The following is a 26,618-nucleotide window of genomic DNA, read 5'->3' on the forward strand; positions in this document are numbered from 1 at the left end:
CGAGGTTTCGGGTTTTTGAATCCCTATTGGTCGTTGCGTATGCGACCAAAACACCTTTTAACTCATAAAGGAATTTCATGAGGTTGGCAATAAAAAATAGTTTTTAATGAGAGTCCGTGTGGTTTTGATGCAAGTAATTTTGATGCAAGTAATAAAGCATAACTATTTTTCTTACTGGAGATTGTTTGCGCGGGTAAATGATATAGTGTGTTTTCTTTGCCAATGAAAATGTCGTTAATTAAGCTTGTTGGTTTGCATTTTACCCTCCCGCCGGTTGCGAGCGCCCTCGCATGCGTATTCCGGGAGCTTGAAAATACTGAGTTCTAGTCAGCTTTTTTTGCTTTTAGTGCGGACAAGCACCTGGACAGAGCAAAAACTCCCGGAATTTCAGGACACCCGCAAAGCCGGATCAATTCATGTTTGCGTTTTCAGGCTTTAGAGCCCTCTTGATCGTTGCATATACGACCAAAATAGCCTTTAACTCATAAAGGAATTTGAGACAATTTACAATAAAAGATAGTTTTTTAATGAGAGCCTATCCGCCTTTTAACCTCTCTGGAACGATAACCAAAATCATGATATCAGCCCCGTGCTTATCAAAAGGTCTAAAATGATTTTTTCCACGGTAATGAATTCACAAGCGGTTTCTTTATTAAAATTTGCACCACCGCTTGGCTATTGAAGAAGAGCAGGGGGCGACTGTTTCTTTGTCTTTAAAGAACGTGGGGGGTCTATGAGATGCGGTGGAGTGCCATGGTTTTTTTGGGGGGGCGTGCGTTTTATTCTGGAGGCTTTTTCTTTAGATTTAAGAGCCGATTTTAAAAAGGAAGGGCTTTATAAGGGGGTGTTTTCACATTTTTCTTGCATTGTTTTTAGGAGCGGTAAGGGATTGTCGTTCCCCAAAATAACTTCTTCTACAGCAACAAATTCACATCCAGTTTTTAAGGCTTCATCAAAGGTTGCGAAATCGCTTCCTGCTTGAATAATGGCAGGGGTTTCCATAATTTCTGCCCACCATGCTGCTAATTGGAGATTACGAGGGTGCGCTTGGGGTTTTTTATCAGCCCCTAATTTGCCAAACAGAAGATAGTCAACATCTGTTTCTGCTGCAAGCATGGCGCTATGACGATTGCGTAGATTGCCAAAGCCTAAGATTTTTTGTTCCTTTTGCTGATTTTTAAAGCTTTCAAGCGCGTTAAAATCATCTTCTATATGCAAACCATCAGCTTTTATACGTCCAGCAATGCGGCTGTCATCAGCGATGAGAAGAGCGGCGTCATTGTTTTGAATATCTTCTGCGTAAATTTGCGCTTGTTGCTGTAGAAAAGAGCCATCATCTTTTTGCTTTTCAGAATCATAAAGAATGACGCATGCAAAAGACTTTGTTTGCAAAATAGGACGCAAAAAGTCGTGCGGGGTGTTGCGTCGAACATCGAAGGTTAAAACCAATTGAGGAAAAAGAGGGGATTCAATCGGTTTATTTTTTTGTTGTGTCATGCCATATCCCTGATTTTTATAAAAAATGATGCTCAAAAATTAAACTTTCATCCTCTTCATGTTTGTTTGCGATGAGCGTAACCACTATTTTCCCATGATTTCAAGGGGAGATGTGGGGGAGTCCATTGACGAAATAGCAAGATGTTTGAAATACCAAGCTGTTGTTAAGTATACGATATAACCTTTTCGTCGTGATACATGCATGGGTGTTTTTTATCCTTTTGCCTTTAAAAAATAACACTTAAAAAGAAACTTGACTCTTAAAAGTTAAAGTTTCATCTTACCTTATTGTGATGAGCGTGACGACTTTTTTATGTGACTTAGGGGCTTTGTGACGTGTGGGAGTCCATTGATGAAATACCAAGCTGTTGTTGATCATAATCCGCAGCCTTTTCGTCGTGATACACGCATTGATGTGTTTCGTTCTTTAGCCTTGTTGACGATTTTCATCAACCATATCCCCGGTACTCTCTATGAGCATATAACCCATAAAAATTTTGGCTTTTCTGATTCTGCAGAGATTTTTGTTTTACTTTCAGGGATTTCGCTGGGATTAAGTTTTCATGGGCGGTTAGAACAAAAGCCCTTTGCTTTTATTATCCGAAAATATTGGCAGAGAGCTTTTCAACTCTATGGCGCGTATCTTTTGACTACTTTTGTCACGTTAAGCCTATTTTTAGGAGCATTTTTCTTATGGCAAACAGAAAAGCTGTTAGCGATAAATAATGTAGGGCTCTTTTTTACAGAGCCTGTTATCGCATTTTTAAGCACCTTAAGCTTGGGGCATCAGTTAGGCTATAATAATATTCTGCCGCTTTATGTCGTTTTGATGTTTTTTGCACCTTTTATCCTATATTTGAGTTGTAAACAGACAAAGTGCCTGTTGTGGGGTTCATTTATACTCTATCTTGTTTGCGGACTTTATCAAATTGCGCCCCCTTCTTATCCTATAGAAGGAAAATGGTTTTTGAATCCTTTTTCTTGGCAATTCTTATTTGTTATCGGTTTGACCAGTACTTTAGCGCTTAAACAAGGAAAAACAATCGCTTTTCAATCTTTTTGGCTGGTTTGTGCGGTAGGATATCTCTTGTTGGCACTGTTATGGGTTCGCTTAAATTGGTGGAGCATTTTGGGATGGTTGGGCTGGTCTTCGCCGTTGATCAACTTTAATAAAACCTTTTTAAGCTTGCCACGTTTGCTCCATGTTCTTGCATTATCCTTTCTCATTGTGTGCTTACCGCGCGTCAATAAATGGTTTTATGTTTCAGAGCAACATCCTTTAGCAATTTTGGGAAAACATCCTTTACCAGTCTTTGTAACAGGAACTATTTTTGCGATGTTTGGACAAATTGTAAAAATAGTGATGACAGGAACGTTTTTTTCCGATAGCCTCTTAATAATAACAGGTATTGTCCTGCAATTTGGAGTGGCCTATTATTATGAAAAACGGCAGTCTTTACAGAGAGCCTTTTCAAGGAAACTGATCCGTTTATAAGAAAAACGCTCCCAAGGTGCTTGTTCGGCCGCGTTAACCTTAGTATAAAAAGTCCATTGCGCAAAAAATTTAAAAGAGGTAGTCATTTCAAAAAAAAAGCATTCTATACAGCAACAAAAGAAACTTTTTAAGACTCTGTTCGTTGAGTGGTGTGGTTTTGTGCTGATACTTGGAGTATAAAAGCGTGAGCGTACATAAACGTCCCTATGATGAACCTATTATCATGATTGAGCATAATGCTTTTGAAAATGCTTTTAATCGTCTTTATGAAGAGACAATGGCGCTGATTGAAAAAACCGCAGCGTACATTGACTCAGAAGGCAAATTAGTGGCACGTTCCCTTTCAGCAGAGATTTCTGCAGTCTATGCAAAAGAGGCAATGTATTTAAGTACACGACTTATGCAAATTGCCTCTCAACTCCTTCTTCTTCGGGCAGAGCGAGAAGGGGAAATGTCACCAGAACAAATAAAAAAAGAAATCGTCAAAGTCTCTCTTCATACCCCGACCTTAGAATTTGAGACTCCTTATTGGAACGAACTTCCAGAAATTTTCCGCCAATTTGTTGCGCATTCATTGCGTTTAGAGGCACGCATCAAGTATATGCGCGCGGGGTGGGAAACGGCTGCTTCCTGTGACTTGAGTGATGAAAATCCAGTAGGCAAACAAATCGAATTGCTGAAAACCGCCTTTGGGGGATCTTAGAGGATATTTCCTTACTTTGCGCAAAGGGGAAATGTCACCAGAACAGATAAAAAAAGAAATCGTCAAAGTCTTTCTTCATACCCCGACCTTAGAATTTGAAACTCCTTATTGGAACGAACTTTCAGAAATTTTCTGCCAATTTGTTGCGCATTCATTGCGTTTGAGAGGCACGCATCAAGTATATGCGCGCGGGGTGGGAAACGGCTGCTTCCTGTGACTTGAGTGATGAAAATCCAGTAGGCAAACAAATCGAATTGCTGAAAACCGCTTTTGGGGGATCTTAGAGGATATTCCCTTGGTTTGCGTGAAGGGGAAATGTCACCAGAACAGATAAAACTGGAAAGCGTGTGTTATACTGAATGCCTCAACCGGATATACTGGTGTTGCTAATCTGCCCTGCACGCTTCTTTCTTTAAAGAAATATCTCTTACAAGCGCGTCATATTTCCTTTTTGTGGCGCTCATCCGTGAATGGTATAAGGGTAAATTATCTCTCTATGAAGTGTATAACTTTCCCCATAAAATGTCTAAAAGCCATTGAACCCTCCATTTTTACGCTTTATTGCTATATTGCTATCAAATTCAGCTCTATCATACATTTTGCTAGCCTCTCATGTTATGACTAGTTCTTAATATTTGAAGATGATTGATAAGAAGCATGTCTTTTCTCGTACAGTGTCACATGGCTCTTTCGCTTATGACGTAGAAGGGAATGGTTTTGATTAATACACCATAAAGCAGGTTTACAATGAGAGAATCTTTTGATGTTTAGAACTTTCATTCAACATGAAAAATGCTGGGATATTATTCTTTTCAATTAATGCGTTTTCTCATGATCATGATGCATTGTTCTTGTTTTTTGGGTTTTCGTTTTTGGGTTCTCTCAGTTTTAAGGGGGAGGGGTATAGGAGGGGCTCTCTTCACGGAAAATAAAACATCCAAAATCACAAAATAAAGTGTTGTAAAAGCTCTATGGGGGATCATGGGGGGCTTTATAGGCTCCACCGTGTCTCATGCTCTTCCTACAATGTTATTGTGCTGTGAGGGGTTATTGTGCTGTGAGGGACCTGTAAAAAAATACTTCGCAATGTTTGTTCATGTCCATATCCATGGGTGGTATAACATAAAAAGACCCCGTGAATTCTATACCGTCCATTGAAAGCATTTAAGAAGCATTTTTGCCATTTATAAATCACAAGCTTCTTTCTTTGTTTGCTTGTGGTGGTGTAATTGTTATGACATTGAAGATCAGATAGAAGGGGGCGATGAGATAAAAGGGAATTTTTATGCATTTCTTTTGTTTGCTTGTGAGGTGGTTTTATTGGATTGCATTTGTGCCTCATAAGCCTGCTGTTTATTCGTGTGTTATACTGTATAATTCATAACATATGTCCTTCTTTTTACTGGTTTTATGTTTTGCGGCTGTTTTCTTTGCGGCTTAAGCCTTTATTCAAAAGGGGGAAAAGTGTATAAACTAGCGTTTATGGCAGAGACGATTCGTATTATAGGTATTGATCCAGGACTACGGTATACGGGGTGGGGCGTTATCGATCTTGCGGGCAATCGTCTTCAGTTTGTTGCAGCAGGGACGGTTTCTTCTGATGTACAGTGTGATCTGGCTTCTAGACTCTGTCAAATCCATAAAGGTCTTTCAGAGGTTGTGCATCAATTTATGCCCCATGAAGCTGCGGTGGAACATGTGTTTGTCAACAAAGATGCTACAGCAACACTAAAACTTGGGCAGGCGCGTGCCATTGCACTGCTGGTTCCTGCGCAAGCAAATTGTCCTGTTTTTGAATATGCGCCCAACAAAGTAAAAAAATCGGTTATTGGTGTTGGGCATGGTGCTAAAGAACAAATTCATATGATGGTAAAAGTTCTTCTTCCACGGGCTGAATTTAATAGCAATGATGCGGCAGATGCCCTTGCTCTTGCTCTTTGCCATAGCATGCATCGTAAGAGAATTGATCAATCTTATCAGGCAAGGATGGCGATATGATTGGGATGACACCATGATTGGCAAGTTAAAGGGCACGCTTGAACATATCTTTGAGGATTATATCGTTCTTGATGTTCATGGTGTGGGGTATGTTGTTTTTATCTCAAATCGCTTGCGTCCTTCTTTGCCTTCTGTTGGGGAGGCATTAAGTCTGTTTATTGAAACCCATGTTCGCGAAGAGGCAATCCGCCTTTTTGGTTTTGCAACAAGAGCTGAACAGGAGTGGTTTTGTATGCTCCAAAATGTTCCAGGTGTAGGGGCAAAGGTTGCTCTAGCAATCTTGGGGACTTTATCGCCCGATGAACTTGCACAAGCCATTGCCTTAAACGATGTGGCGATGATTAGTCGCGCACCAGGCGTTGGTAAAAAAGTTAGTGAAAGAATTGTGGGGGAATTAAAAAGTAAAACGCTTCCCTTTGAACAGACGGTCAAGACTGTTTCAATTCCTCAGCAGGAGATGACCAATCAACCTACCCATGATGCGCTTTCCGCGCTGATGAAGCTAGGCTTTGAACGGGAGCAAGCAGCCCGCGCTCTTGCTCTTGCGATGAATGCTCTTGAGGGGGAAACCGTGTCTTCTGCTTTGCTGATCCGCCATAGTCTCAAATTGCTTTCTTCTCCTACTTGAATAAAAGGTAACAATGCATAAAGATGAAGATCAACGCCTTTTGGGGCCCGCTTCCCTTCCTAACGATCCGGATCGTTCCTTAAGACCACAAGTTCTTGATGACTTTATTGGGCAAGAGGCGGCGCGGGCAAATTTAAAAATATTTATTGAAGCTGCAAAAACGCGGCAAGAAGCGTTGGATCATGTTTTGTTTGTAGGACCACCGGGATTGGGAAAAACAACGCTTTCACAGATTATGGCAAAAGAATTAGGCGTTAATTTTCGCTCTACTTCAGGACCAGTTATTGCTAAAGCAGGAGATTTGGCTGCTCTCTTGACCAATCTTGAAGAACGCGATGTCTTGTTTATTGATGAAATTCATCGCTTAAATCCAGCGATTGAAGAAATTCTTTATCCAGCCATGGAAGATTATCAACTTGATTTGATCATTGGAGAAGGACCGGCAGCACGCTCAGTTAAAATTGATCTGGCTAAATTTACTTTGGTGGCGGCAACCACACGGTTGGGGCTTTTGACCACACCGCTGAGAGACCGTTTTGGCATCCCCATTCGTCTTAATTTTTATACGATAGAAGAATTGGAATATATTGTACAGCGTAATGCGCGGCTTTTTGCTGTCAAGATCAGTGATGATGGTGCGCATGAAATTGCACGCCGAGCACGAGGAACCCCGCGTATTGCTGGACGGCTTTTACGGCGCGTTTGTGATTTTGCTTTGGTAAAACAAGCAAAACAAATTGATCGAGAAATCGCTGATGAAGCCCTTTCGCGCCTTGAGGTCGATCATCTGGGGCTTGATCCGCTTGACCGGCGTTATTTGCTCCTGATTGCGCAAACTTTTTTAGGGGGACCGGTGGGCATTGAAACCATTGCTGCTGCTTTATCAGAACCACGCGATGCTATTGAAGATATCGTTGAGCCGTATCTTCTCCAACAAGGCTTTATTCAGCGAACCGCTCGTGGGCGCATTTTAACTGAAAAGGCGTGGAGCCATTTAGGGCTTTCTGCGCCTGCTTCAACATCTATACAAAAGCGTACTCAACTTTCTGATGCTCAAGACAATGCTTCACTTCAGGCAACTTTATGGGATGGGGAAGATGACTGAGGTATCTTTTAAAAAAAACTGTGCCGATGGTTTATCGCAAACGCTTATAAAGATAAGAAGCGTTCTGCCTGTCCTTGTGTTTTGACTGAAAAGGTTTGGAACGATGGAGGATTTTGTTCTTTGGCTTTTCATAACTTCAACACAAAAATGTGTTGAATCTCTTGATTAATAAACAATTTGCTATCTAAATGATTTTATGGGACATGAAGTCAATGACAGAAATAACGCCTTTCAAGAGCAATCATAAAAATGCTTTTCATAATTTTCAGGTGCGCGTTTATGTGGCTGATACAGATTTTTCCGGTGTGGTTTATCATGCTCGTTATCTGGAATTTTTTGAACGGGGACGTTCAGAGTTTTTACGGGATGCCGGTTTTAATAATAAGATGTTAGCTGCAGGAACTGAGGGGGAAAAACTGTTTTTTGTTGTGCGCCATATGGAAATTAGTTTTTCACGACCAGCCAAAATTGATAATCTTTTAGTCGTTAAAACGCGTGTTGATCATATCCAAGGGGCACGCTTTTTTATGGAACAATCTATTGTACATGAGGCAACCACTTTGGTAACAGCGAAAGTTGAAATTGCTCTGATTAATGAGGAGGCAAAACCACGACGTTTACCCAAAGAGCTTTTTGCAAAAATGCTGGGTTAAAACTGTTGTGCGTTGAATATACAACATTTTGATTTATAAAGAGAATATAGCATTCTTCAGCTTTAATAAAAATTTTGGGTGTCGTAAAATTGTCTTGTTTCAAATCTTTTCTCTATTGAAACAATGAAAACCATTTCCTTACTCTCTGCATAAAAGAGTAATATAAATCATTGAAAAAGCGGTAAAAATTTAAAATAGATTCTCTTCAATCTCATCAAAGACCAATATCGCAAGTGAGCCAAAAGAATGAAGGGGTTGGTTTTCATGGAGTAAGAGAGTGAAAAGGCTTTTTTCTTGTCACAGGCGGGGTTAGTGTGTGGAGGACAAATAAGGATTGAGAAAAGCATAAAATTATCTTTTATAAAGCTTTTCAAGAGCCAAGACTTATCGCAACATTTTGAGTTGGGAACACCGTATGATCGTTTAGCGTTCTTAACCTAAAGATGGGGATACATAATAGATTGAATATTATGCTTTATATTATTTTATGGAAGGGGCAGGGTTTTATGCCGTTGTGAAATGGGAGTGAGGTGTATTGAGGGATGTTCTCGTACTCACTTTTTAAAGAAATTTAAGAAACAGGTCTTGTTTTAGCGCATGGATTTATGTGAAACTAAGGTTTTTTACTTAAATTTAGAAACTATAAAACAATCTGTTTTATAGAATTTTAGGAAATGAACCTTTCATTTAGAGGGACAAAAATTATGCCGCATGTAGAACTAACGAATCCGGAAACAATGGGAATGTTGCATTTATTTATGCAAGCGAGTCTCGTTGTTAAAGTTGTTATGGTTGGGTTGCTGCTTGCTTCCATTTGGAGTTGGGCTATTATTTTTGATAAAATTTTTACCTATCGGAGAATACGGCGTGAAATAAAGCAATTTGAACGGACATTTTGGTCAGGCAAAGCGCTAGAAGATCTGTATGCATCATGTAAAATTCAACGGACCAATAGCATATCTGCTGTTTTTATGGCGGCAATGGTTGAATGGAAAAAATCTCTTGAAAAAGGGACCCATACTTCAACAAGTTTGCAGAGCAGAATTGATAAGGCGATGGATTTAACGCTGGGGCGTGAAAGTGAAAAAATAGAATCAAAGTTAAGTTTTCTTGCAACACTGGGATCTGCGGGACCTTTTATCGGTCTTTTTGGAACAGTGATTGGGATTATGGAGTCTTTTCTTTCGATTTCAGCTTCTCAAAATACGTCTCTTGCCATTGTCGCTCCAGGGATTGCAGAAGCACTTTTGGCAACGGCTATTGGTTTGTTTGCAGCAATTCCAGCTGTTATTGCCTACAATAAGTTGACCCATGAAAGTGCGCGCATCATTACACAAATAGAAAATTTTGCTGATGAATTTTCAACCATTGTCTCGCGGCGTATTGATGAAACACGCACAACACCTTCCCCTTTATAAACAAGGAGCTTAGCCATGGGAATTTCTGTTGCTTCTTCTTCTCGAAAAAAGATCCGTAGGCGGCATCATTCACGAAGCCAATTGATGAGTGAGATCAATGTTACCCCTTTTGTGGATGTGATGCTGGTGTTGCTCATTATTTTTATGGTTTCTGCCCCCCTCTTGGTGAACGGTGTTCCTTTGGATTTGCCACGCAGTCAAGCAGGACCCGTCCGCGCGCAAAAAGCGCCCCTTACGGTTTCACTTGACGCGCAGGGGCGCTTTGCCATTCATCAAGAGTATTATGAAACATCACAGGCGTTGATTGCACAGCTTAAAGCGCTTCTGGAAGCAGATGCAACACAAAAAGACCAACGGATTTTTGTGCGGGTGGCGAAAACTGTTGAATATCAACAAGTCTTAAAACTGCTTGCAGATATTCAAAAGGCAGGGTTTTCTCAAGTGGCACTAGCAAGTCTCGCACAATAAATAACAAACAATAAAATTGTCTATAACGAATTGTTTTTAAATGTTTTAAAAGAGAAAAGCGTGGTTAAAAGTGAAAAAATACAAGGTATCAATGAAGGCATAAAAAATGAACAAAGACTCCTATCATAGCATGAAACGAGGCTTGGTTTTATCCCTTGTGGTCCATGTTATTTTTCTCAGTTGGGGCGCCGTTCAGTTCATGAACTCTGTTTCTTTACCACAACCATTGGAAGAAATTCCCATTACTCTTGCTCCTTTGATGGAAGAGTTTTCCTCTCAACAAGGCTCCGTGGAAGCCCCTATCCATGCAGTCCCTGCCGTTAAACCAACCACTAAACCCCAAGAAAAAGAAGATGCCCGTCATATTGGAGAAGGACAACGGGATAGTCTTGCGCCTCTTCAGCCAAAAGAAAAGCCGCATTCCGTTGAGACAACACCCCCGCCGACAAGCGATCCATTAGAAACATCTAAGCTTACAGAACCAGTAGAGGAAAAAACAGAGGATGCGTCTAAGCTTGCGTCTGAGATGCCTTCGCAGGTACCAGAGGATGCGTCTAAGCTTGCGTCTGAGATGCCTTCGCAGGTACCAGAGGATGCGTCCAAGCTTGCATCTGAGATGCCTTCGCAGGTACCAGAGGATGTGTCCAAGCTTATTCTTAAGCCTGCGTACAAAAGTGAAGAGATAATATCGCCGAAAGAATTGGCTCCAGCGGTACAAAAGGCACCAGCAGAGCAGGTTGTTCAGCAAGCCCCTAAAATTGCACTTCCAGACAAACCTCTTCTTCCACAGTTTAAACCAAAATTTGACGAAGGAGTTCCGATAAAGAAAGAGAGTGCATTGAAGCAAAAGATGCCAAAGCTTAACAAGAAAAATCAAGAGAAACAAACTATTGAAGATATTTTAGCTATAGAAGACAATAATTTGCTCAATCGTGCGCGCTCACAAGGAGGGGGAGCAAAACGGTCTCATACACCAGAAGCTTTGGGTGCAAGAAAAAATATTAATGATACCACAAAAATGGCACAAACATTGGTCAATATTGCGGGGGGATGCATTCAACAGAAGCTTAAACTTGTGGCACTTGGTGGCGATTTAAAAAACCGTCCCATTGTGCGGTTGCGATTTTACTTAGACCGTGAAGGGATGGTTATGGGCGACCCTATCATTGAGCCCGTAAGCGGTCTTGAGAGTCAACAAGCGATTATGATAAGGCAGGTGTATGCGGCTGTCTTTTCATGTCAACCTTATGCAGATCTTCCCCGTGATCAATATGACCTGTGGGGGCAGGGTTTTGACTTTAATGTTGATCCCCTCCACGAAATAAGATGATAAATGAGAAAAAATAAATTCGTTTAACGAAAGGACACATTCCATGATGACTATAACAAGACATAAAGTTTTTACGTGGTTTATAGTCACTGGTGGTTTGTGGCTTTCAAGTGTTTCATCAGTTTATGCGCAATTGAAAGGAACGATTTCAAGCGCTGATTTTAATCCCATTCCCATTGCAATTACAGACTTTATTTCCAATGATTCGATTGGATCTAAAATAACGGCTGTGGTAACAGCGGATCTTGAACGGTCGGGGCTTTTTTTGCCGCTTGATAAGGAAAATTTTTTTGAAAAAATTTCTAATCCGAATAAACAACCGCATTTTGCTTCGTGGCAGAAAATAAAAGCGCAAGGTTTGGTGACGGGGCAAGTCATGAGAGAAATCGATGGGCGTTTAAGGGTTGATTTTCGTTTATGGGATGTTTTTGGACAGCGACAATTGAAAGGACGGCGTTTTTATACCGCAACAGAACGTTGGCGGCGTGTGGCCCATATGATCGCAGATGAGATCTACAGTGAGATGACAGGAGAAAGTGGTTATTTTGATACAAGAATTGTTTTTATCGATGAAACAGGCCCCCAAAATGCACGCATTAAACGTTTAGCAATGATGGATCAAGATGGTGCCAATTTGATTTATATGTCTGATGGAAGTGAATTGGTGCTTACACCGCGTTTTTCACCTAAAAGACAAGAAATGACCTACATGGCTTATGAGGACAATCAAGTGCCTCATGTTTATCTCCAACAACTTGAAATGGGACAAAGAGAGTTGATTGGAACGTTTCATAACATGACAATTGCTCCGCGTTTTTCTTCTGATGGACAAAAGGTCATCATGAGTTTGTTGCAAAATGATGGCAGTGCAAATCTTTACACCATGGATTTACGCACCCGCACAATGACGCGATTGACAACAACTTCTGCCATTGATACCTCTGCTTCTTATTCACCAGATGGAAAACAAATCGTTTTTTCTTCAGATCGTAGTGGAAAGCCACAAATCTATAAAATGAATGCGGATGGCAGTGATATTCAGCGTATTTCTTCGGGTGAGGGAAGCTATTCTACACCCATTTGGTCTCCACGGGGGGATTATATCGCCTTTACAAAACAATTAGGTGGACAATTCTCTATCGGTGTGATGCATCCTGATGGACAAGGAGAACGCATTTTAACCACAGGGTTTCATAATGAAGGCCCCACTTGGGCTCCTAACGGACGTGTCTTGATGTTTTTTCGCAAAAATCTAGGCATGGGACCCAAAATCTATACCATTGACATTACGGGACGCAATGAACGTCAACTCCCCACACCCAATGATGCTTCCGATCCAGCATGGTCGCCATTGCTCAATATACAATAAAAAATATGCTCTTAAAAAACAAATCATAAAGAGGGAGCTGTAGGGGGCATTCTTAGAATATAGAAGAAAAGTGTCAGACTATAGAGTTTTGTATGCTTTGTTCATCAGAACTATTTGAGCATTCAAGGGTATTTGCTTTATGCTTTTATTTTCTCCAATCCGCTTTTATCGGCAATTGGTTATATTTTTTGCGATTGATTGTGGTTTTCTTATTGCACAAATAGTTGACCCCGCTCTTGATGCGGGGCTTTTATATTTGTGACTAAAGAGGAGAGGTGACAGACTTTTTCAGTCTCTCATAGGTGAAGAGAGAGCCCAATGATGTGCATCATAGGGACAGTTTTGCTAAAATCTCATCACTGACATCAAAATTAGCATAAACATTTTGTACATCATCATCTTCTTCTAATGTTGAAATCAGTCGTAAAACGGATAAAGCTTTTTCTTCGTCGATTGGTGCAAGGGTGGTGGCTTTCCAAATTGTTTTAATCGATTCTGCTTCTCCAAGTTTTGCTTCAAGTGTTTTTGAAACTTCACCAATATCTTCAAATGCGCAGGTAATATGATGGCCGCTTTCTTCTGATTGTACGTCTTCAGCACCGGCTTCAATGGCTGCATCCATGATATGATCTGCTGTTCCTGTTTCTGGTTTATAAATGATTTCTCCAATCCGATTAAACATGAAACTGACAGAGCCTGTTTCCCCTAGGGCGCCTCCTGATTTGGTGAAGGCGGCGCGTATGTTCGAAGCAGTGCGGTTACGGTTGTCTGTTAAAGCTTCAACAATGACGGCAACACCACCTGGTCCATAACCCTCATAGCGTACTTCATCATAATTTTCGACATCGGTTCCTGAAGCTTTTTTAATCGCGCGTTCAATATTATCTTTTGGCATTGACTGTGCTTTGGCATTTTGGACAGCCAGCCTTAAACGTGGATTCATGGCTGGATCAGGAGCACCTTGTTTTGCTGCTACGGTAATTTCGCGTGCAAGCTTAGAAAATATTTTCGAGCGCACTGCATCTTGACGCCCTTTACGATGCATAATATTTTTAAATTGTGAATGGCCTGCCATAGTTTTCCTTCCTGTTTGAGGGTTGTTCTTCCAGTTGGATGCTTTATTCGAATTTAAGGCGATAAAACACGCATCCCACTAAAACAAATGTGCCACAGCATGAGGTGAAATAATCGAATAAATCCTTTATAAGAAAATTCATCTTAAAGGTAAAGATACCTTCGTTGAGGATCATTCCAAGAGAGGTCTCTTGTCGTTGAGAAAAAATCACGCTATAACAGAATATAATCTCATGGCAAAATGGTTTATTCCATGTCTCGCTTTATTGATAAAAGTGGGTGGAAAAAACAAATATATAATTAAGAAGTTCCAGTGCTCTTGAGTGGGCGGTAACCTGCCTCGTCATAGAAGAGGCGCAGAAGAGGATTTATAAAAATGGCAACGCAACTTTTGATGCCCAAAGCAACAGCTGTTTGGTTGGTTGATAATACAGCTCTTTCTTTTGAGCAGATTGCAGAATTTTGTAAATTGCATGTCTTGGAAGTAAAAGCTATTGCCGATGGAGAGGCAGCTTATGGGATTAAAGGTCTTGATCCGATTAGTTCTGGGCAGTTGACGCGCAGTGAAATTGCACGGGTGGAGGCAGATCAAAACGCACGCTTGAAAATCTCTCAATCAAGGGTGCATATTCCTGAAAAAAAACGTAAAGGAGCGCGCTATATCCCTCTTTCTCGACGTCAAGATCGTCCTAATGGCATCTTATGGTTGGTCACCAATCATCCCGAGTTGAAAGATGCACAAATTGCACGGTTAATCGGGACAACAAAAGCAACGATTGAACAAATCCGCTTCAGAACTCATTGGAATAGTGCGAATTTGTCTCCTCTTGATCCTGTAGGTCTTGGCTTGTGTTCGCAAATCGATCTGGATTTTGAACTCCAGCGCGCGGCGAAAAATCGCCCTGTTGCGGCAGAGGAAGATAGGTCATTGCTTCCTGCTTCTGTGACGGAAAACGCTGTTCTAGAGGAAAATGAAAGTGAAGAAAATTCACCTGAGACTTTTGATGCTGATAAAGTTTTTGCAAAATTAAACGCGTTGCAAAAAGAGCGTCAAGAGCAAGAGGATGCCTAAACATCATGATGTATAAGGACAATATTCTCAATTTCTCATAAAAATGTTAGAGAAAAAGCTGGGAAATGTTAGAAAAAGAGCTGGAGGGAAGAAAAATTGGCAGAGACTGAAAAATGATGACAAAAAAACAGAAAAATTTCGTCTTCATTAGGAATTAATGGTTATTCTTAAAAAATATTTTTAAGAATTCACCCTTCTTTACGAAATTCGAGGAGAAACAAACTATGCGCTCTACCAAAAATACTCTCTCTCATTCCTTAGCTATGCTCTTTTTTTTCTCACTGTGCTTGGTTGGGTGTGGCAAAAAAAATATTGGTGCATTTAATGGTATGAATGGCGCTTATATGAATGATGCTGCTTTGAATCAGGGCGCAGGTTCAGGACAAGAATTTACGGTTAATGTGGGGGACCGTGTGTTTTTTAGTCTCGACTCTTCTTCATTGGATGCGGATGCTGAACGTATTTTAACGCGCCAAGCAGAATGGTTGCTTCATTATCCTTATTATTCTATTATGATCGAAGGTCATGCTGATGAAAGGGGAACACGTGAATATAACTTGGCACTTGGACAGCGCCGTGCTGTTGCTGTGCGAAATTATTTGGTGTCTCTTGGTGTGTCTGAACAACGGATTCAAACAATTTCTTACGGAAAAGAAAGACCTGTAGCAGTGTGTGATGATATTTCCTGTTGGAATCAAAATCGACGTGCTGTGACAACGTTGAGTGATATGAACAGTCGTTAAATGAGCTCTTAAGGGGAGAAAAGGATGTATCGTAAAATCAATTGGAAAACACTCTTTTATATGGCGCTTTTCATAGCTTGTTCTACTTCATTTGTTGAAAGTGCGGCACGAAAAGCTTCTGAATATCCAGCACATGATACGGATAAAGCTGGTGCTACCGATAAAGCTTCCGATGCAGTGGAAAAAGCTTCTGATGCCGCTGATAAGGCATCAGATGCAGTGAAGAAAGCCACCGATGCTGATAAGGCTGCTTCTGATGCAGTGGAAAAAGCTTCTGATGCCGCTGATAAGGCATCAGATGCAGTGGAAAAAGCTTCTGACGCTGTCGATAAGGCAGCTTCTGATGCAGTGGAAAAAGCTTCTGATGCCGCTGATAAGGCATCAGATGCAGTGAAGAAAGCTTCTGATGCCGCTGATAAGGCAGCTTCTGATGCAGTGGAAAAAGCTTCTGATGCCGCTGATAAGGCAGCTTCTGATGCAGTGAAGAAAGCTTCTGATGCCGCTGATAAGGCAGCTTCTGATGCAGTGAAGAAAGCCTCTGACGCTGTCGATAAGGCTGCTTCCGATACAGTGGAAAAAGCTTCTGATGCCGCTGATAAGGCATCAGATGCAGTGAAGAAAGCCTCTGACGCTGCTGATAAGGCTGCTTCTGATGCAGTGGAAAAAGCTTCTGATGCTGCTGATAAAGCAGCCTCCGATGTGGTGGAAAAAGCTTCTGATGTCGTTGATAAGGCAGCATCTGATGCAGTGGAAAAAGCCTCTGATGCCGCTGATAAGGCATCAGATGCAGTGAAGAAAGCTTCTGATGCTGCTGATAAGGCTGCTTCCGATACAGTGGAAAAAGCCTCTGACGCTGTCGATAAGGCAGCTTCCGATACAGTGGAAAAAGCTTCTGATGCCGCTGATAAGGCATCAGATGCAGTGAAGAAAGCCTCTGATGCTGTCGATAAAGCAGCTTCTGATGCCGCTGATAAGGCATCAGATGCAGTGAAGAAAGCTTCTGATGCTGCTGATAAGGCTGCTTCCGAGAGGGTAGAAAAAGCCTCTGGTGTTTTGACGCATCAAGGAATTATTTTAGAGAATCAACAAGTTTTATTTAAAGATTATGATTTAGATAAGCTTTTGCATAAGATACGGATGGTGCTTGAGCATAACAATTTGAAAAATGTTAACAAGCAATTTCACCGGCTTTTTGATAAAAAAGACACTTCTGTTTATTCTTGTTCCGTTGAAAGTGCTACTTTGGATGAAAAATCTCAGACTGTAAAAGAAGAGAGAGTTCAAGAGCTGAGCGCGGATGATCAGACAAAGGTTGCTGATGTAAAAGACCATGATGCAGCGGCAACAGGGAAGATTTTAAAAAAAGTGCATGACGTAAGTGCTCATATTGCAGCCCATCAGAGTGATACTCTTTCTTCTTCCAAAGCTTTGTATAAGGAAGGGTATGATTTTATTCGTTCTGCCAACTATGTTGCTGCTGAAAAAAGCTTTTGCGCTTTTCAAAATCGTTACAAAAAAGATCCTTTGAGTGATGATGCTTTGTTTTGGTTGGCTGAATCTTTGTTGGGACAGAAACGCTATCATGAAGCAGCACAAGTTTATCTAACCGCATGGTATGCCGATAAAAAGAAGCTCTATACTTCCGAAATTTTGCTGAAATTGGCAAGAAGTATGATCACCCTTGAGACGAATGAAGAAGATTGTGCTCTTTTTGCAAAAAACAAAAAACGTCATCAAATGTTAGAGTCTGTGTTTTGTAAATCCGCAAGATAAGTAGCGAGGTCGTTTTTGGTGTGCGTTAGACTGGCAAGAAATCTCTTTAAAACATCGGATTTTATTCAGTGTCAAAAGGTGATTCTTGCTGTCTCAGGGGGAAGTGATTCTTTGGCTTTGATGTTTTTGCTCAAAGAGTATTTTGAAATGCTCTCAGTTCCTCCGGAAATGATTGCTGTTACTATTGATCACCAATTGCGTAGAGAATCAGCGCGTGAAGCAGAAACTGTTGCGGAGATTTGTCGGGCCCATCACATTAAACATATCACTGTGCGGTGGGAAGGCAAAAAACCAAAGACACATATTGCTTTCAGCGCTCGTGTTGCACGCTATAATCTTTTGGTTCAGGAAGCGCAAGAACAAGGTGCATCCCTTATTATGACGGGGCATACACTCAATGATCAGGTGGAAACCTATCAAATGCGGTATCAACGTCTTCAAAAGAGTAGAGGTGCACTGCATGGTGAAGTTGATACTAGACGTGATGGTATTCTTGCGAGTGGTTTTGCCGGAGCGTTGCGCGATGAAACTGGTTCGATGTGTGGTGAAGATTATGCCAGAGAAACGAGAAGCGATCTTGCTGAAAAAAGCTATGGGGTTCTCTATGAGCGTGGTTTATCCTGTATTCCGCGTGAGGCATTGTTACACAGAAAAGTGCGTTTGATTCGACCGCTTCTTGGCATAAAACGCCAAACATTGCGGAATTATTTACGCTTACAAGGAAAAACATGGATTGATGATCCAACCAATGAAGATCGCAATTTTGAACGTGTGCGTGTGCGCCAATCTCTTTCTTCGCAAAAGCTTGCTGATATTGCTCAAAAAATAAATGAAGCCGCGTTGCAACGTCGTCAACAAGCGCAAAATATGGCCGATTTAATCTTCGCTCTAGATATTACGGTTCAATATGGGCGTTGTTTTATCAAAAAGCCTGCGCCATTTTTACAGGAAAATGCCGGTTTTTCTTTCGTTATTGGGCTTTTTGCAGTGTTGATGGGTGGGGGATGTTATTTGCTCCCCAATCAAAAATTGAGCATGCTGGTTCAAAAACTCTGTCTCCATTCTCCAGAAAAGCGGCGTTTTACTTATGCGGGCTGTGTTATTGAATATAACAAAGCAGGCATTGCTTTGTGGCGTGAAGGGCGAAATATGAAAGAAGCTCTTGTAGCGCCCAATGAAGCTGTTTTATGGGATGGGCGCTATCAGATTGCCAATCATGGATCTGAAGCTATAAAGGTTGGAGCAGCAAATTTAGAACAGCTCAAAATTTTATTGCAAAAGAGCGATTTTGATCTTGAAAAGCCTCATTTCCCCTCTTTACAATCGTTGCTGATGATTTCAAACGATAAAGGGTGTGATATTCCCGAGTTGATTTCTCAAGCGATTATTCATAAAAATGTTATCATCAAGCGGATTATGGCGCCTTTCGATTGGCTTTCTTCACGTGAAGATGCTGCGCTGGTAAATGTTGTGGAACCTTTTTTTAATCTTGAGGTGAAAAGATAAAGAAAAATGACTTTAAAAGAGAATAAACCGTCTCTCATCCCTTGGCAAGGGGCTTACAAGGTTATATGTTAAAGGGAACTGTTTGAAATCTATTTTTGATTAAGTGGGCTGAATATGAATTCCAATTACCGCTCTCTCCTCATTTGGGGAGTTATTGCCTTGATTTTGATTGTATCGTTTTCTTTCTTTAATGGAGAGAGCCAACGTTCTGGTGGTGGAGAAGTCTCCTATTCTGAATTTTTGCAAAAAGTTGAGAATAACGAACTAAAATCGGTGACTATTCAAGGTCAAAAGTTAACAGGAAAAACTATCGAACATAGAACTGTTTCAACTTTTGCGCCACGTGATCCGGGGCTGATACAAAAATTGGAAAGCAAAAACGTCAATGTTAAAGCTATTCCTGAAAGTTCTGGAAATAGTATTTTCCTCAATCTCCTTTTTTCTTTGTTGCCTGTCATTATTATCGTTGGGGCGTGGGTCTTTTTTATGCGACAAATGCAAAATGGATCACGTGGCGCAATGGGATTTGGGAAATCAAAGGCAAGATTGCTTAATGAAGCGCAAGGACGTGTTACCTTTAAGGATGTTGCTGGCGTTGAAGAAGCCAAACAAGATCTCCAAGAAATTGTTGAATTTTTACGCGAACCACAAAAATTTCAACGCTTAGGGGGGCGTATTCCACGCGGTGTTTTGCTTGTTGGTCCTCCAGGAACCGGTAAAACTCTATTAGCGCGCTCTGTAGCGGGTGAAGCCAATGTGCCATTCTTTACCATTTCAGGGTCTGATTTTGTTGAAATGTTTGTTGGTGTTGGGGCGAGCCGTGTACGTGATATGTTCGAACAGGCTAAAAAAAATGCGCCTTGTATTATCTTTATCGATGAAATCGATGCGGTGGGACGCCATCGGGGTGCTGGACTGGGGGGTGGAAACGATGAACGTGAGCAGACCTTAAATCAGTTGCTGGTCGAAATGGATGGGTTTGAGCCCAATGAAAGTATTATCCTTATTGCTGCAACAAACCGCCCCGATGTGCTTGATCCTGCGTTATTGAGACCAGGACGTTTTGACCGACAAGTTGTTGTGCCAAACCCTGATGTTTCTGGTCGTGAGCAAATCTTGAAAGTTCATGTGCGTAATGTACCTTTAGCGCCGAATGTTGATTTGAAAGTTTTGGCAAGGGGAACACCAGGGTTTTCCGGCGCCGACTTGATGAATCTTGTCAATGAAGCTGCTCTTATGGCTGCAAGCCGTAATAAAAGAGTCGTGACGATGCAAGAATTCGAAGATGCAAAAGATAAGGTGATGATGGGGGCTGAACGTCGTTCAACCGCTATGACACAAGAGGAAAAAGAACTCACTGCTTATCATGAAGCAGGACATGCTATTGTGGCTCTCAATGTGCCGGTTGCTGATCCTGTCCACAAAGCAACAATCGTTCCAAGGGGAAGGGCATTGGGAATGGTGATGCAATTGCCTGAAGGTGATCGCTATTCCATGAGTTATCGGTGGATGATTTCGCGTTTGGCTATCATGATGGGCGGGCGTGTGGCTGAAGAATTGAAGTTTGGAAAGGAAAATATCACATCGGGGGCTTCTTCTGATATTGAGCAAGCAACTAAATTAGCACGGGCCATGATCACACGGTGGGGATTTTCTGATCTGCTTGGAAATGTCGCTTATGGCGATAACCAAGATGAGGTCTTTTTAGGCCATTCTGTTGCGCGAACACAAAATGTCTCTGAAGAAACAGCACGCATGATTGATATGGAAGTGCGTAAGCTTATTGATGATGCTTATAAAAATGCGACCAATATTTTGAAAACAAAAAGAAAAGAATGGTTTGCTTTAGCTCAAGGCTTATTGGAATATGAAACTTTAACGGGTGCTGAAATTAACGAGGTCATTGCAGGAAAACCTCCTTCACGGACGCTAAAAGATGAGAGTGCACCACCACGGACTTCTTCTGTTCCAAAAACTGGAACAGTCAAGGCAGAGGGCTCTGTGGTTGATGAAAAAGACGCCAAAACAGCCCCTAAAACAGCTGCCCATAAAGCAGAGACCGTTAAAGGTGAGGTAGGCAAGGCAGAGGGCGCTGTTGGAAAGAAAACGACAAAGTCCAGCGGTACTCAATCAAAGGATACTGAGTCTAAAAAAGCGCAATCGGATGAAGCTGAGAAAAAAGCACAAAGTGCAAAAGGTTCCACCAAATCAGTCAATCACTCTCAAAATAAAGGCAATGCTGAAAAAAAGTCAAAACCCGTGGGGTCTAATAAAGAAAAATAAGAACCTTAACGCTTGATTGACTATGTTTTGGAAAAAAATTTAAATTCTTTGAGAAGGGCGCGAGCATTGCTTGCGCCTTTGATGTAATCTTTACCAAAATATGGAAGAAAAAATTAAGCAAAGCTGTTGTATTATGACGGTTTAGCAGGGGATAAGGTGGTTTGTTGCCTTGCGGGTTGGGTTGAGGGTGTGAGATGTGATGATGGATTGCTGTGTGATTTGGATCAAGGGTGTAAGATTATTCTTTGGTTGTGTTTAAGGGACAGCCAAGGGATGTTGTAAAGCTTTTTTAGAAGAGAATGTTGCTTTAGGGGTGGGATGTAGAAACATCATTGGTTGCGCGTGGTTTAGATGTGTCGATGGTGAAGAGGATTTTTGATGATCTAAAAAGATGAGAGGCACGTTAGTTTTATTTATAAGGTGAGGGGTATAAGGTGATGGAGCCTATTGTACCAAGGGGCTGTTGTTAGAGTTTAAAAAAAAGCCCAAGGGAAGACGTATAAAGGAAAGAGGCATGGTACAAAAATATTTTGGTACAGATGGGATTCGCGGAAAAGCCAATTCATTTCCTATGACACCTGATTTTGCCATGAAGGTGGGGATGGCTGTAGGGTTTTTATTCCGTTCACAACATCAATCGTGTCGTGTGGTGATTGGCAAGGATACGAGGTTATCTGGCTATATGTTGGAAAATGCTTTGGTTTCAGGATTGACTGCGGCGGGGATGGACGTTTTTTTATTGGGGCCCGTACCAACACCTGCTGTTGCAATGCTTTGTCGTTCTTTGCGCGCGGATCTTGGGGTGATGATTTCTGCTTCTCATAATCCTTTCTATGATAATGGAATTAAACTTTTTGGCCCTGATGGTTTTAAACTTTCAGATGAGATGGAAGCAAAAATTGAACAATTGATCGATACAGATCTTTCAAAATCTTTAGCAAGTTCTGCCGAAATTGGTTCCGCAAAACGGGTTGAGGGGGATATTTATCGTTATATTGAATATGCCAAACGAACTCTACCCCGTGATGTTCGCTTAGATGCTGTGCGTATTGTTGTGGATTGTGCTAATGGGGCTACCTATAAAGCGGCACCCCGTGCTTTATGGGAATTAGGGGCTGAGGTTTTTGCGATTCATGATGAACCTAATGGAACCAATATTAATCAAAAATGTGGCTCAACCGATTTAAGCTCTTTAAAACGCAAAGTGCATGAAGTGCGTGCGGATGTAGGGATTGCTCTTGATGGAGATGGTGATCGTGTTCTCATTGTTGATGAAAAGGCACAAACGGTTGATGGAGATCAGTTGATTGCTGTGATTGCTGAAAATTGGCATAAAATGGGACGGTTACGGAGCAATGGGGTTGTCACAACGATTATGTCAAATCTGGGACTGGAGCGGTTTTTGAATGGCAAAGGGTTGGATCTTATCAGGACAAAAGTTGGAGATCGTTATGTTGTCGATGCCATGCGCAAAAAGGGATATAATGTTGGAGGTGAGGTTTCGGGGCATATTGTGCTGAGTGATTTTGGGACAACGGGTGATGGGTTGGTGGCAGCTTTGCAGATTTTAGCTTGTATGAAAGAAAGTCAAAGCCCTATGAGCCAATTGTGTCAACGGTTTGAACCTGTACCGCAAATTTTAAAAAATGTAACAATTAAAAATAAAAATGTCCTGAAAAAAAATCCTGTCAAAACGGCTATTGATCAAGCAGAGAAGCGGTTGGGAAAAGAGGCAAGGTTGGTAATCCGTGCTTCTGGAACTGAGCCGGTTATCCGCCTTATGGCTGAAGGCGATGCACGAGAAGTGTTGAATACGGTCGTGACAGAGTTGATGGATGTTATTATTCATCATGATACTTGCTTGGGTGATGCACTTGAAAAATAAAGAGATGAGAAAGCCATGTGATATAAAAATAATAAATTTTTTGTATTTTTGTCGTGTTACACACTATAGGATTTTAGGATTTAAACATAAAAGGATTGAAGCCTTCTATAATACTGGCACGACTAAAGGGATTAGAATTGCCTATGCTGTTCTAGGTGTTTTTGAAAGAGATGTATCCCCAAAAGATTTAAAGTTATGAGTCCTTTTGATTGTATTTGCTAAAAAGTGTTTTCAAGGATTATTGGTCGGTTATTGTTAATGGAAATTGTCGTGTAATATTTCGCTTTGATGGCGTAGATGTTTAAATGGTTGATTATCTAGATTATCATCAAAAAGGAAATTGAAACAATGACGAAGAATCCTTCACATCTTGGTGAATTATTATGTGAAGATGTGATCAAAGAGCTTGGTTTATTGGTTAATGAAGCAGCAGAGCGGTTTGGTATATCTCGTGTAGCACTTTCTAGAGTTTTATAAATGGGAAAACCGCTATGAGTGCTAATCTTGCTATTAGGCTTGAAATATCTAACGTAAGCACAGCACCTGCTTGGCTCGCACTGCAAACAAATCATGATTTATTAAAAGAAATTTCTCAATAACAGTTTCATGATAAATATTGCATAAAAGAGTTTCAAATGGCGGTTAAATTTTTGCAACAGAGAGATATACAAGAGCAAAGCAACGCATATGAGCGTATAAAATCAAAAGATGTGAGACGGTAAAGATAAGGAATAAAATCTTGTGTCTGTGGCCTATTCGAGCCATAATGAAGATAAGCCAAAGGAGGATTTTATATGTTGAGTGAAGACGAAATTAAGCGGCGTCGCTTTGCTGCTAAAAATGCATTAGCAAGCCAACGTTTAGAGGGATTGGAACCAGATCCACAGGTCGTTGCTCAAGTAGAGCGTTATATTATAGGTGAACTTGAAATAAGTGATATCATAAAAGATTATATAGAACGGATAAAACGTGGGGAAGTATAAAGGGAGCGATGATCCTTATACTGATCCTAAAACCGGAGTGTTGTATAATCGGTTTGGTATTAAAGACAAAGCCACACTGCAGCGTGTAGAGTCTACTCTTACTTATACCAGATCTCTTGAACTTAAGCGTAATCCTATTAGGGGTAAGTTTGATCTGGGGCACATGAAAGAGATCCATAGAAAATTGTTTGGTGACATCTATGAGTGGGCGGGACAAATTCGTTCAGTGGATATTGCCAAAGGCAATAGTATGTTTGCTAGTTATCATCAGATTGAAAGTTATGCCCCGAAGATTACACAAAAGCTTGCAAAAGAACAGTATCTGCGTGATCTTGATATGGATAAATTTAGCCAAAGGGCTGGATATTATATGGGTGAGTTGAATGCGTTGCATCCGTTTCGAGAGGGAAATGGGCGTACTCAACGTGAATTTATGGAGCAACTTGCTCATGAAGCTGGTTATAATATCAACTGGGACGGTATCACGCGAGAGGAAATGATAGAGGCATCAATTGCGGCACATTTTGGTAATTCTGAATTACTGTCTGAGCTTATTCGTAAGAACCTTACTGAATTTACAAAAAATAAAAGTGTTGGTGTTTCTCAAGGTCTAGGGGAAAAATAGCCTTTGATGTTCAGAACAATAAGGAATTATCCGAAAAACAAAAGGAAAAAATTACAACTATTTTTAATAAAGTTAAGACAGGTTTTTCGAAATCACAAAAAGAAGAACTTAAACTTCAACAATCACAAAAAGATTTGAATGTTGCTTCAAGAGCAACAGAAAAAGCCCCATGCCTTGCGACTTATATAGATAACTCTAATCTAGAACAAAAAGTGCACAGTGCTCTTAGAAATGAAAAATCTTATATTGATACGTTTAAAGAATTGAACAATCGTTTAGCATCTATCTATAAAAACCCCCAAGCGGCTGCACTCAAAATTGAGCAAACAATTTTAGCAGGGAAAGGCGATAAACTCCCTGATATTTTTAGCTAAGTCTCTAGAGAAAGCCGGTGAATTGCGTGGGTCAGATCGTTTGATAGATCGGTTTAAAACAGCAGGAAAAGAGCGTGAAGCAGCGCTTCATAATGTTCCTCTTGCTGTTTCTACTATAAGAGAGCTTCAATCCTTTTATAAAAATTCCTATGAGATCCATATGGATAGGGTTACACGTGATCGTGAGAGATTGAAAATTGAAGTTCCGTCACTTTCATAAGAAGCAGTGACTTATATGAAAAATGTAGAGGCTGGCCAGACTACTTATTCTAAAATACCAGAGCAGGTTCATCAAGAATTTTCAGAGCTTCAAAGTGCTTTGGACAAACGTTTTGGACATGATGCCATTCATAAACAAGATTTTGATTTATCAAAAGTGCTCCCTCAACAACAGTCTCATGACAAAGACCGTATAAAAGAGTTTCAGACAGCGATTAAATTTTTACAACAGAGACATATAAAAGAGAAAAACAATGCTAAGACGCGTACAAAGTCAAAAGATGTGACACGGTAAGGCAAGGAATAAAATCTTATTTTTATAGCCAGATTAAGCCATATGACAAAAGAGAGATAATCAAAGGAGGTTTAATATGAGTGTAGAAAAAGATGTTGTACGTGCACGCATAGATAAGACGTTAAAAAAACAAGCCCATGAAATATTGGAAAATCTAGGACTTACGGTGTCTGATTTTATGCGGATTGCTTTAACAAAAGTTGTTAATGAAAAAGGATTGCCGTTTGATATGTATGTTCCTAATGCAAAAACACTTGAGACTTTTGAAAAAAGTGAAAGAAGAGAAGATATATATGTAGCTAAAGATATGGATGATTTGTTTCGTGATTTGGATATTTGATATTTTTGATCATTTACTTAAAGCAAATTAGCTTTTAATTTATATCATTATAGTTACGGGTATCACGGATTTTTATTGACAATTTGCGGGTATTCCGTATATTAAATAATGTACGCAAACAGTGATCGAAACGCCAGCTTATTTAACTTCTGCGAAAGAAGAGGGTGTATCAAGCGAAGAATTATTTGATATTGTTTCTTTTATTGCTGCGAATCCAGATGCTGGTGATCTGATGCAAGGAACCGGTGGAGCAAGGAAAGTCAGATTTCCAACAAAGCATAAGGGTAAAAGTGGGGGATGTAGGGTTATCACCTTTTTCGGTGGTCAAAATATTCCGGTGTTTCTCTTAGATATTTACAGTAAATCATCTCAAGGAAATTTGACAAAATCAGAGAAGAATGAGTTGAAGAAAATTTTAACTGCACTTCTTGATGGATATCGAAAGGAAAAATAATGGATAAAACAAGTAAAGCAGGATCTCGTATATTACAAGGTGCTCGTGAAGCTCTTGCCTATGCCAAAGGTGAAGCGGATGTTACAAAATTTGGTATCCATATTCCTGCAAATGTTGATGTCAAAAAATCAGAAAAAATATTGGGCTGACACAGATCCAATTTCAGGGACGTTTTGGTTTTTTTGTGGGACGTATTCGTGATTGGGAACAGGGGTGATGTTCTATAGATACTTCTTCTCGTTTGTTATTTTCATGTTATTTTCAATCATTGAAAATGAATCTGAAGCGATCAATCGTGTTCTTAAAAAATCTCTATTGGCATAAGAGA

Annotated in this window: 27 protein-coding genes and 2 pseudogenes; 27 read left to right on the forward strand and 2 right to left on the reverse strand. The window is 40.6% G+C overall.

Annotated features, from left to right (window positions below; all coding sequences use genetic code 11):
- Positions 1 to 834: 834 nt before the first annotated feature.
- The gene (locus tag CER18_RS04050) at positions 835 to 1,497 is read right to left on the reverse strand and encodes a thiamine phosphate synthase (protein ID WP_100128869.1); all 663 of its coding nucleotides are present in this window, start codon (positions 1,495 to 1,497) and stop codon (positions 835 to 837) included.
- A 352-nt stretch (positions 1,498 to 1,849) separates the two neighbouring features.
- On the opposite strand from CER18_RS04050, the gene CER18_RS04055 reads away from it, so the two are divergent.
- From CER18_RS04055 to CER18_RS10695, 12 genes and pseudogenes are all read left to right on the forward strand, one after another.
- Positions 1,850 to 2,992: an OpgC family protein gene (locus tag CER18_RS04055; RefSeq protein WP_100128811.1), complete on the forward strand. Its 1,143-nt coding sequence runs from the start codon at positions 1,850 to 1,852 to the stop codon at positions 2,990 to 2,992.
- Between the two features lie 184 nt (positions 2,993 to 3,176).
- Positions 3,177 to 3,695: a DUF1465 family protein gene (locus tag CER18_RS04060; RefSeq protein ID WP_100128812.1), complete on the forward strand. Its 519-nt coding sequence runs from the start codon at positions 3,177 to 3,179 to the stop codon at positions 3,693 to 3,695.
- A gap of 19 nt (positions 3,696 to 3,714) precedes the next feature.
- A pseudogene (locus CER18_RS04065) lies at positions 3,715 to 3,979 on the forward strand (DUF1465 family protein); the annotation flags it as partial.
- Between the two features lie 1,198 nt (positions 3,980 to 5,177).
- Positions 5,178 to 5,693: a crossover junction endodeoxyribonuclease RuvC gene (gene ruvC / locus CER18_RS04070; protein WP_100128813.1), complete on the forward strand. Its 516-nt coding sequence runs from the start codon at positions 5,178 to 5,180 to the stop codon at positions 5,691 to 5,693.
- A 13-nt stretch (positions 5,694 to 5,706) separates the two neighbouring features.
- A complete protein-coding gene (gene ruvA / locus CER18_RS04075) occupies positions 5,707 to 6,321 on the forward strand; it encodes a Holliday junction branch migration protein RuvA (RefSeq protein WP_100128814.1) in 615 nt (204 codons plus the stop codon).
- A 13-nt stretch (positions 6,322 to 6,334) separates the two neighbouring features.
- Positions 6,335 to 7,426: a Holliday junction branch migration DNA helicase RuvB gene (gene ruvB, locus CER18_RS04080; RefSeq protein ID WP_100128815.1), complete on the forward strand. Its 1,092-nt coding sequence runs from the start codon at positions 6,335 to 6,337 to the stop codon at positions 7,424 to 7,426.
- A gap of 212 nt (positions 7,427 to 7,638) precedes the next feature.
- Entirely contained in the window at positions 7,639 to 8,079 is a 441-nt protein-coding gene (gene ybgC / locus CER18_RS04085; RefSeq protein WP_100128816.1) for a tol-pal system-associated acyl-CoA thioesterase, read from the forward strand.
- Positions 8,080 to 8,783: 704 nt separating this feature from the next.
- On the forward strand, positions 8,784 to 9,497 hold the full coding sequence (gene tolQ, locus CER18_RS04090) for a protein TolQ (protein ID WP_100128817.1): 714 nt from the start codon (positions 8,784 to 8,786) through the stop codon (positions 9,495 to 9,497).
- A 15-nt stretch (positions 9,498 to 9,512) separates the two neighbouring features.
- Positions 9,513 to 9,965, forward strand: coding sequence for a protein TolR (tolR, locus tag CER18_RS04095; RefSeq protein ID WP_100128818.1), 453 nt, complete (start codon positions 9,513 to 9,515; stop codon positions 9,963 to 9,965).
- 106 nt (positions 9,966 to 10,071) lie between these two features.
- Positions 10,072 to 11,295, forward strand: coding sequence for a cell envelope integrity protein TolA (locus tag CER18_RS04100; protein WP_100128819.1), 1,224 nt, complete (start codon positions 10,072 to 10,074; stop codon positions 11,293 to 11,295).
- Between the two features lie 43 nt (positions 11,296 to 11,338).
- Complete coding sequence (gene tolB / locus CER18_RS04105; RefSeq protein WP_100128820.1) at positions 11,339 to 12,664, forward strand: Tol-Pal system beta propeller repeat protein TolB; 1,326 nt, start codon at positions 11,339 to 11,341, stop codon at positions 12,662 to 12,664.
- Between the two features lie 139 nt (positions 12,665 to 12,803).
- Positions 12,804 to 12,926, forward strand: coding sequence for a hypothetical protein (locus tag CER18_RS10695; RefSeq protein WP_280951565.1), 123 nt, complete (start codon positions 12,804 to 12,806; stop codon positions 12,924 to 12,926).
- 66 nt (positions 12,927 to 12,992) lie between these two features.
- Here CER18_RS10695 and CER18_RS04110 read toward each other — a convergent pair whose 3' ends face one another.
- Positions 12,993 to 13,739, reverse strand: a complete 747-nt coding sequence (locus tag CER18_RS04110) for a YebC/PmpR family DNA-binding transcriptional regulator (protein WP_100128821.1) — start codon at positions 13,737 to 13,739, stop codon at positions 12,993 to 12,995.
- 375 nt (positions 13,740 to 14,114) lie between these two features.
- Here CER18_RS04110 and CER18_RS04115 point away from each other — a divergent pair, with 375 nt between their 5' ends.
- From CER18_RS04115 to CER18_RS10440, 15 genes and pseudogenes are all read left to right on the forward strand, one after another.
- Entirely contained in the window at positions 14,115 to 14,810 is a 696-nt protein-coding gene (locus tag CER18_RS04115) for a DUF1013 domain-containing protein (RefSeq protein WP_100128822.1), read from the forward strand.
- A gap of 224 nt (positions 14,811 to 15,034) precedes the next feature.
- Positions 15,035 to 15,553, forward strand: a complete 519-nt coding sequence (gene pal, locus CER18_RS04120) for a peptidoglycan-associated lipoprotein Pal (protein WP_100128823.1) — start codon at positions 15,035 to 15,037, stop codon at positions 15,551 to 15,553.
- A gap of 24 nt (positions 15,554 to 15,577) precedes the next feature.
- Positions 15,578 to 17,326: a tol-pal system protein gene (locus tag CER18_RS10005; protein ID WP_100128824.1), complete on the forward strand. Its 1,749-nt coding sequence runs from the start codon at positions 15,578 to 15,580 to the stop codon at positions 17,324 to 17,326.
- Positions 17,327 to 17,344: 18 nt separating this feature from the next.
- A complete protein-coding gene (gene tilS / locus CER18_RS04130) occupies positions 17,345 to 18,832 on the forward strand; it encodes a tRNA lysidine(34) synthetase TilS (protein ID WP_100128825.1) in 1,488 nt (495 codons plus the stop codon).
- A 114-nt stretch (positions 18,833 to 18,946) separates the two neighbouring features.
- Positions 18,947 to 21,115: an ATP-dependent zinc metalloprotease FtsH gene (ftsH, locus tag CER18_RS04135; RefSeq protein WP_100128826.1), complete on the forward strand. Its 2,169-nt coding sequence runs from the start codon at positions 18,947 to 18,949 to the stop codon at positions 21,113 to 21,115.
- Between the two features lie 514 nt (positions 21,116 to 21,629).
- Positions 21,630 to 23,000 (forward strand): phosphoglucosamine mutase, encoded by a 1,371-nt coding sequence (glmM, locus tag CER18_RS04140; RefSeq protein ID WP_100128827.1) that lies wholly within the window; start codon positions 21,630 to 21,632, stop codon positions 22,998 to 23,000.
- A 348-nt stretch (positions 23,001 to 23,348) separates the two neighbouring features.
- A pseudogene (locus CER18_RS04150) lies at positions 23,349 to 23,599 on the forward strand (HigA family addiction module antitoxin).
- Positions 23,600 to 23,794: 195 nt separating this feature from the next.
- Positions 23,795 to 23,983, forward strand: a complete 189-nt coding sequence (locus tag CER18_RS04155; RefSeq protein ID WP_100128828.1) for an antitoxin VbhA family protein — start codon at positions 23,795 to 23,797, stop codon at positions 23,981 to 23,983.
- Positions 23,970 to 24,608 (forward strand): Fic/DOC family protein, encoded by a 639-nt coding sequence (locus CER18_RS04160; RefSeq protein WP_100128829.1) that lies wholly within the window; start codon positions 23,970 to 23,972, stop codon positions 24,606 to 24,608. Before CER18_RS04155 ends, CER18_RS04160 begins: the two co-directional genes overlap by 14 nt.
- Positions 24,609 to 24,742: 134 nt before the next feature.
- Positions 24,743 to 24,982: a hypothetical protein gene (locus tag CER18_RS10425; protein ID WP_245410044.1), complete on the forward strand. Its 240-nt coding sequence runs from the start codon at positions 24,743 to 24,745 to the stop codon at positions 24,980 to 24,982.
- Positions 24,983 to 25,004: 22 nt separating this feature from the next.
- Entirely contained in the window at positions 25,005 to 25,202 is a 198-nt protein-coding gene (locus CER18_RS10430) for a hypothetical protein (protein WP_245410045.1), read from the forward strand.
- A gap of 15 nt (positions 25,203 to 25,217) precedes the next feature.
- Entirely contained in the window at positions 25,218 to 25,496 is a 279-nt protein-coding gene (locus tag CER18_RS10435; protein ID WP_245410046.1) for a hypothetical protein, read from the forward strand.
- 76 nt (positions 25,497 to 25,572) lie between these two features.
- The gene (locus CER18_RS04170) at positions 25,573 to 25,836 is read left to right on the forward strand and encodes a type II toxin-antitoxin system RelB/DinJ family antitoxin (protein ID WP_100128830.1); all 264 of its coding nucleotides are present in this window, start codon (positions 25,573 to 25,575) and stop codon (positions 25,834 to 25,836) included.
- A 121-nt stretch (positions 25,837 to 25,957) separates the two neighbouring features.
- Entirely contained in the window at positions 25,958 to 26,290 is a 333-nt protein-coding gene (locus CER18_RS04175) for a type II toxin-antitoxin system RelE/ParE family toxin (RefSeq protein ID WP_100128831.1), read from the forward strand.
- Positions 26,290 to 26,439, forward strand: coding sequence for a hypothetical protein (locus tag CER18_RS10440; RefSeq protein ID WP_245410047.1), 150 nt, complete (start codon positions 26,290 to 26,292; stop codon positions 26,437 to 26,439). Before CER18_RS04175 ends, CER18_RS10440 begins: the two co-directional genes overlap by 1 nt.
- The last annotated feature ends 179 nt before the right edge of the window (positions 26,440 to 26,618 follow it).

Origin of the sequence: Bartonella tribocorum, from assembly GCF_002777915.1 — a bacterium.
In the GTDB taxonomy this organism is placed as follows: Bacteria; Pseudomonadota; Alphaproteobacteria; order Rhizobiales; family Rhizobiaceae; genus Bartonella; species Bartonella tribocorum_A.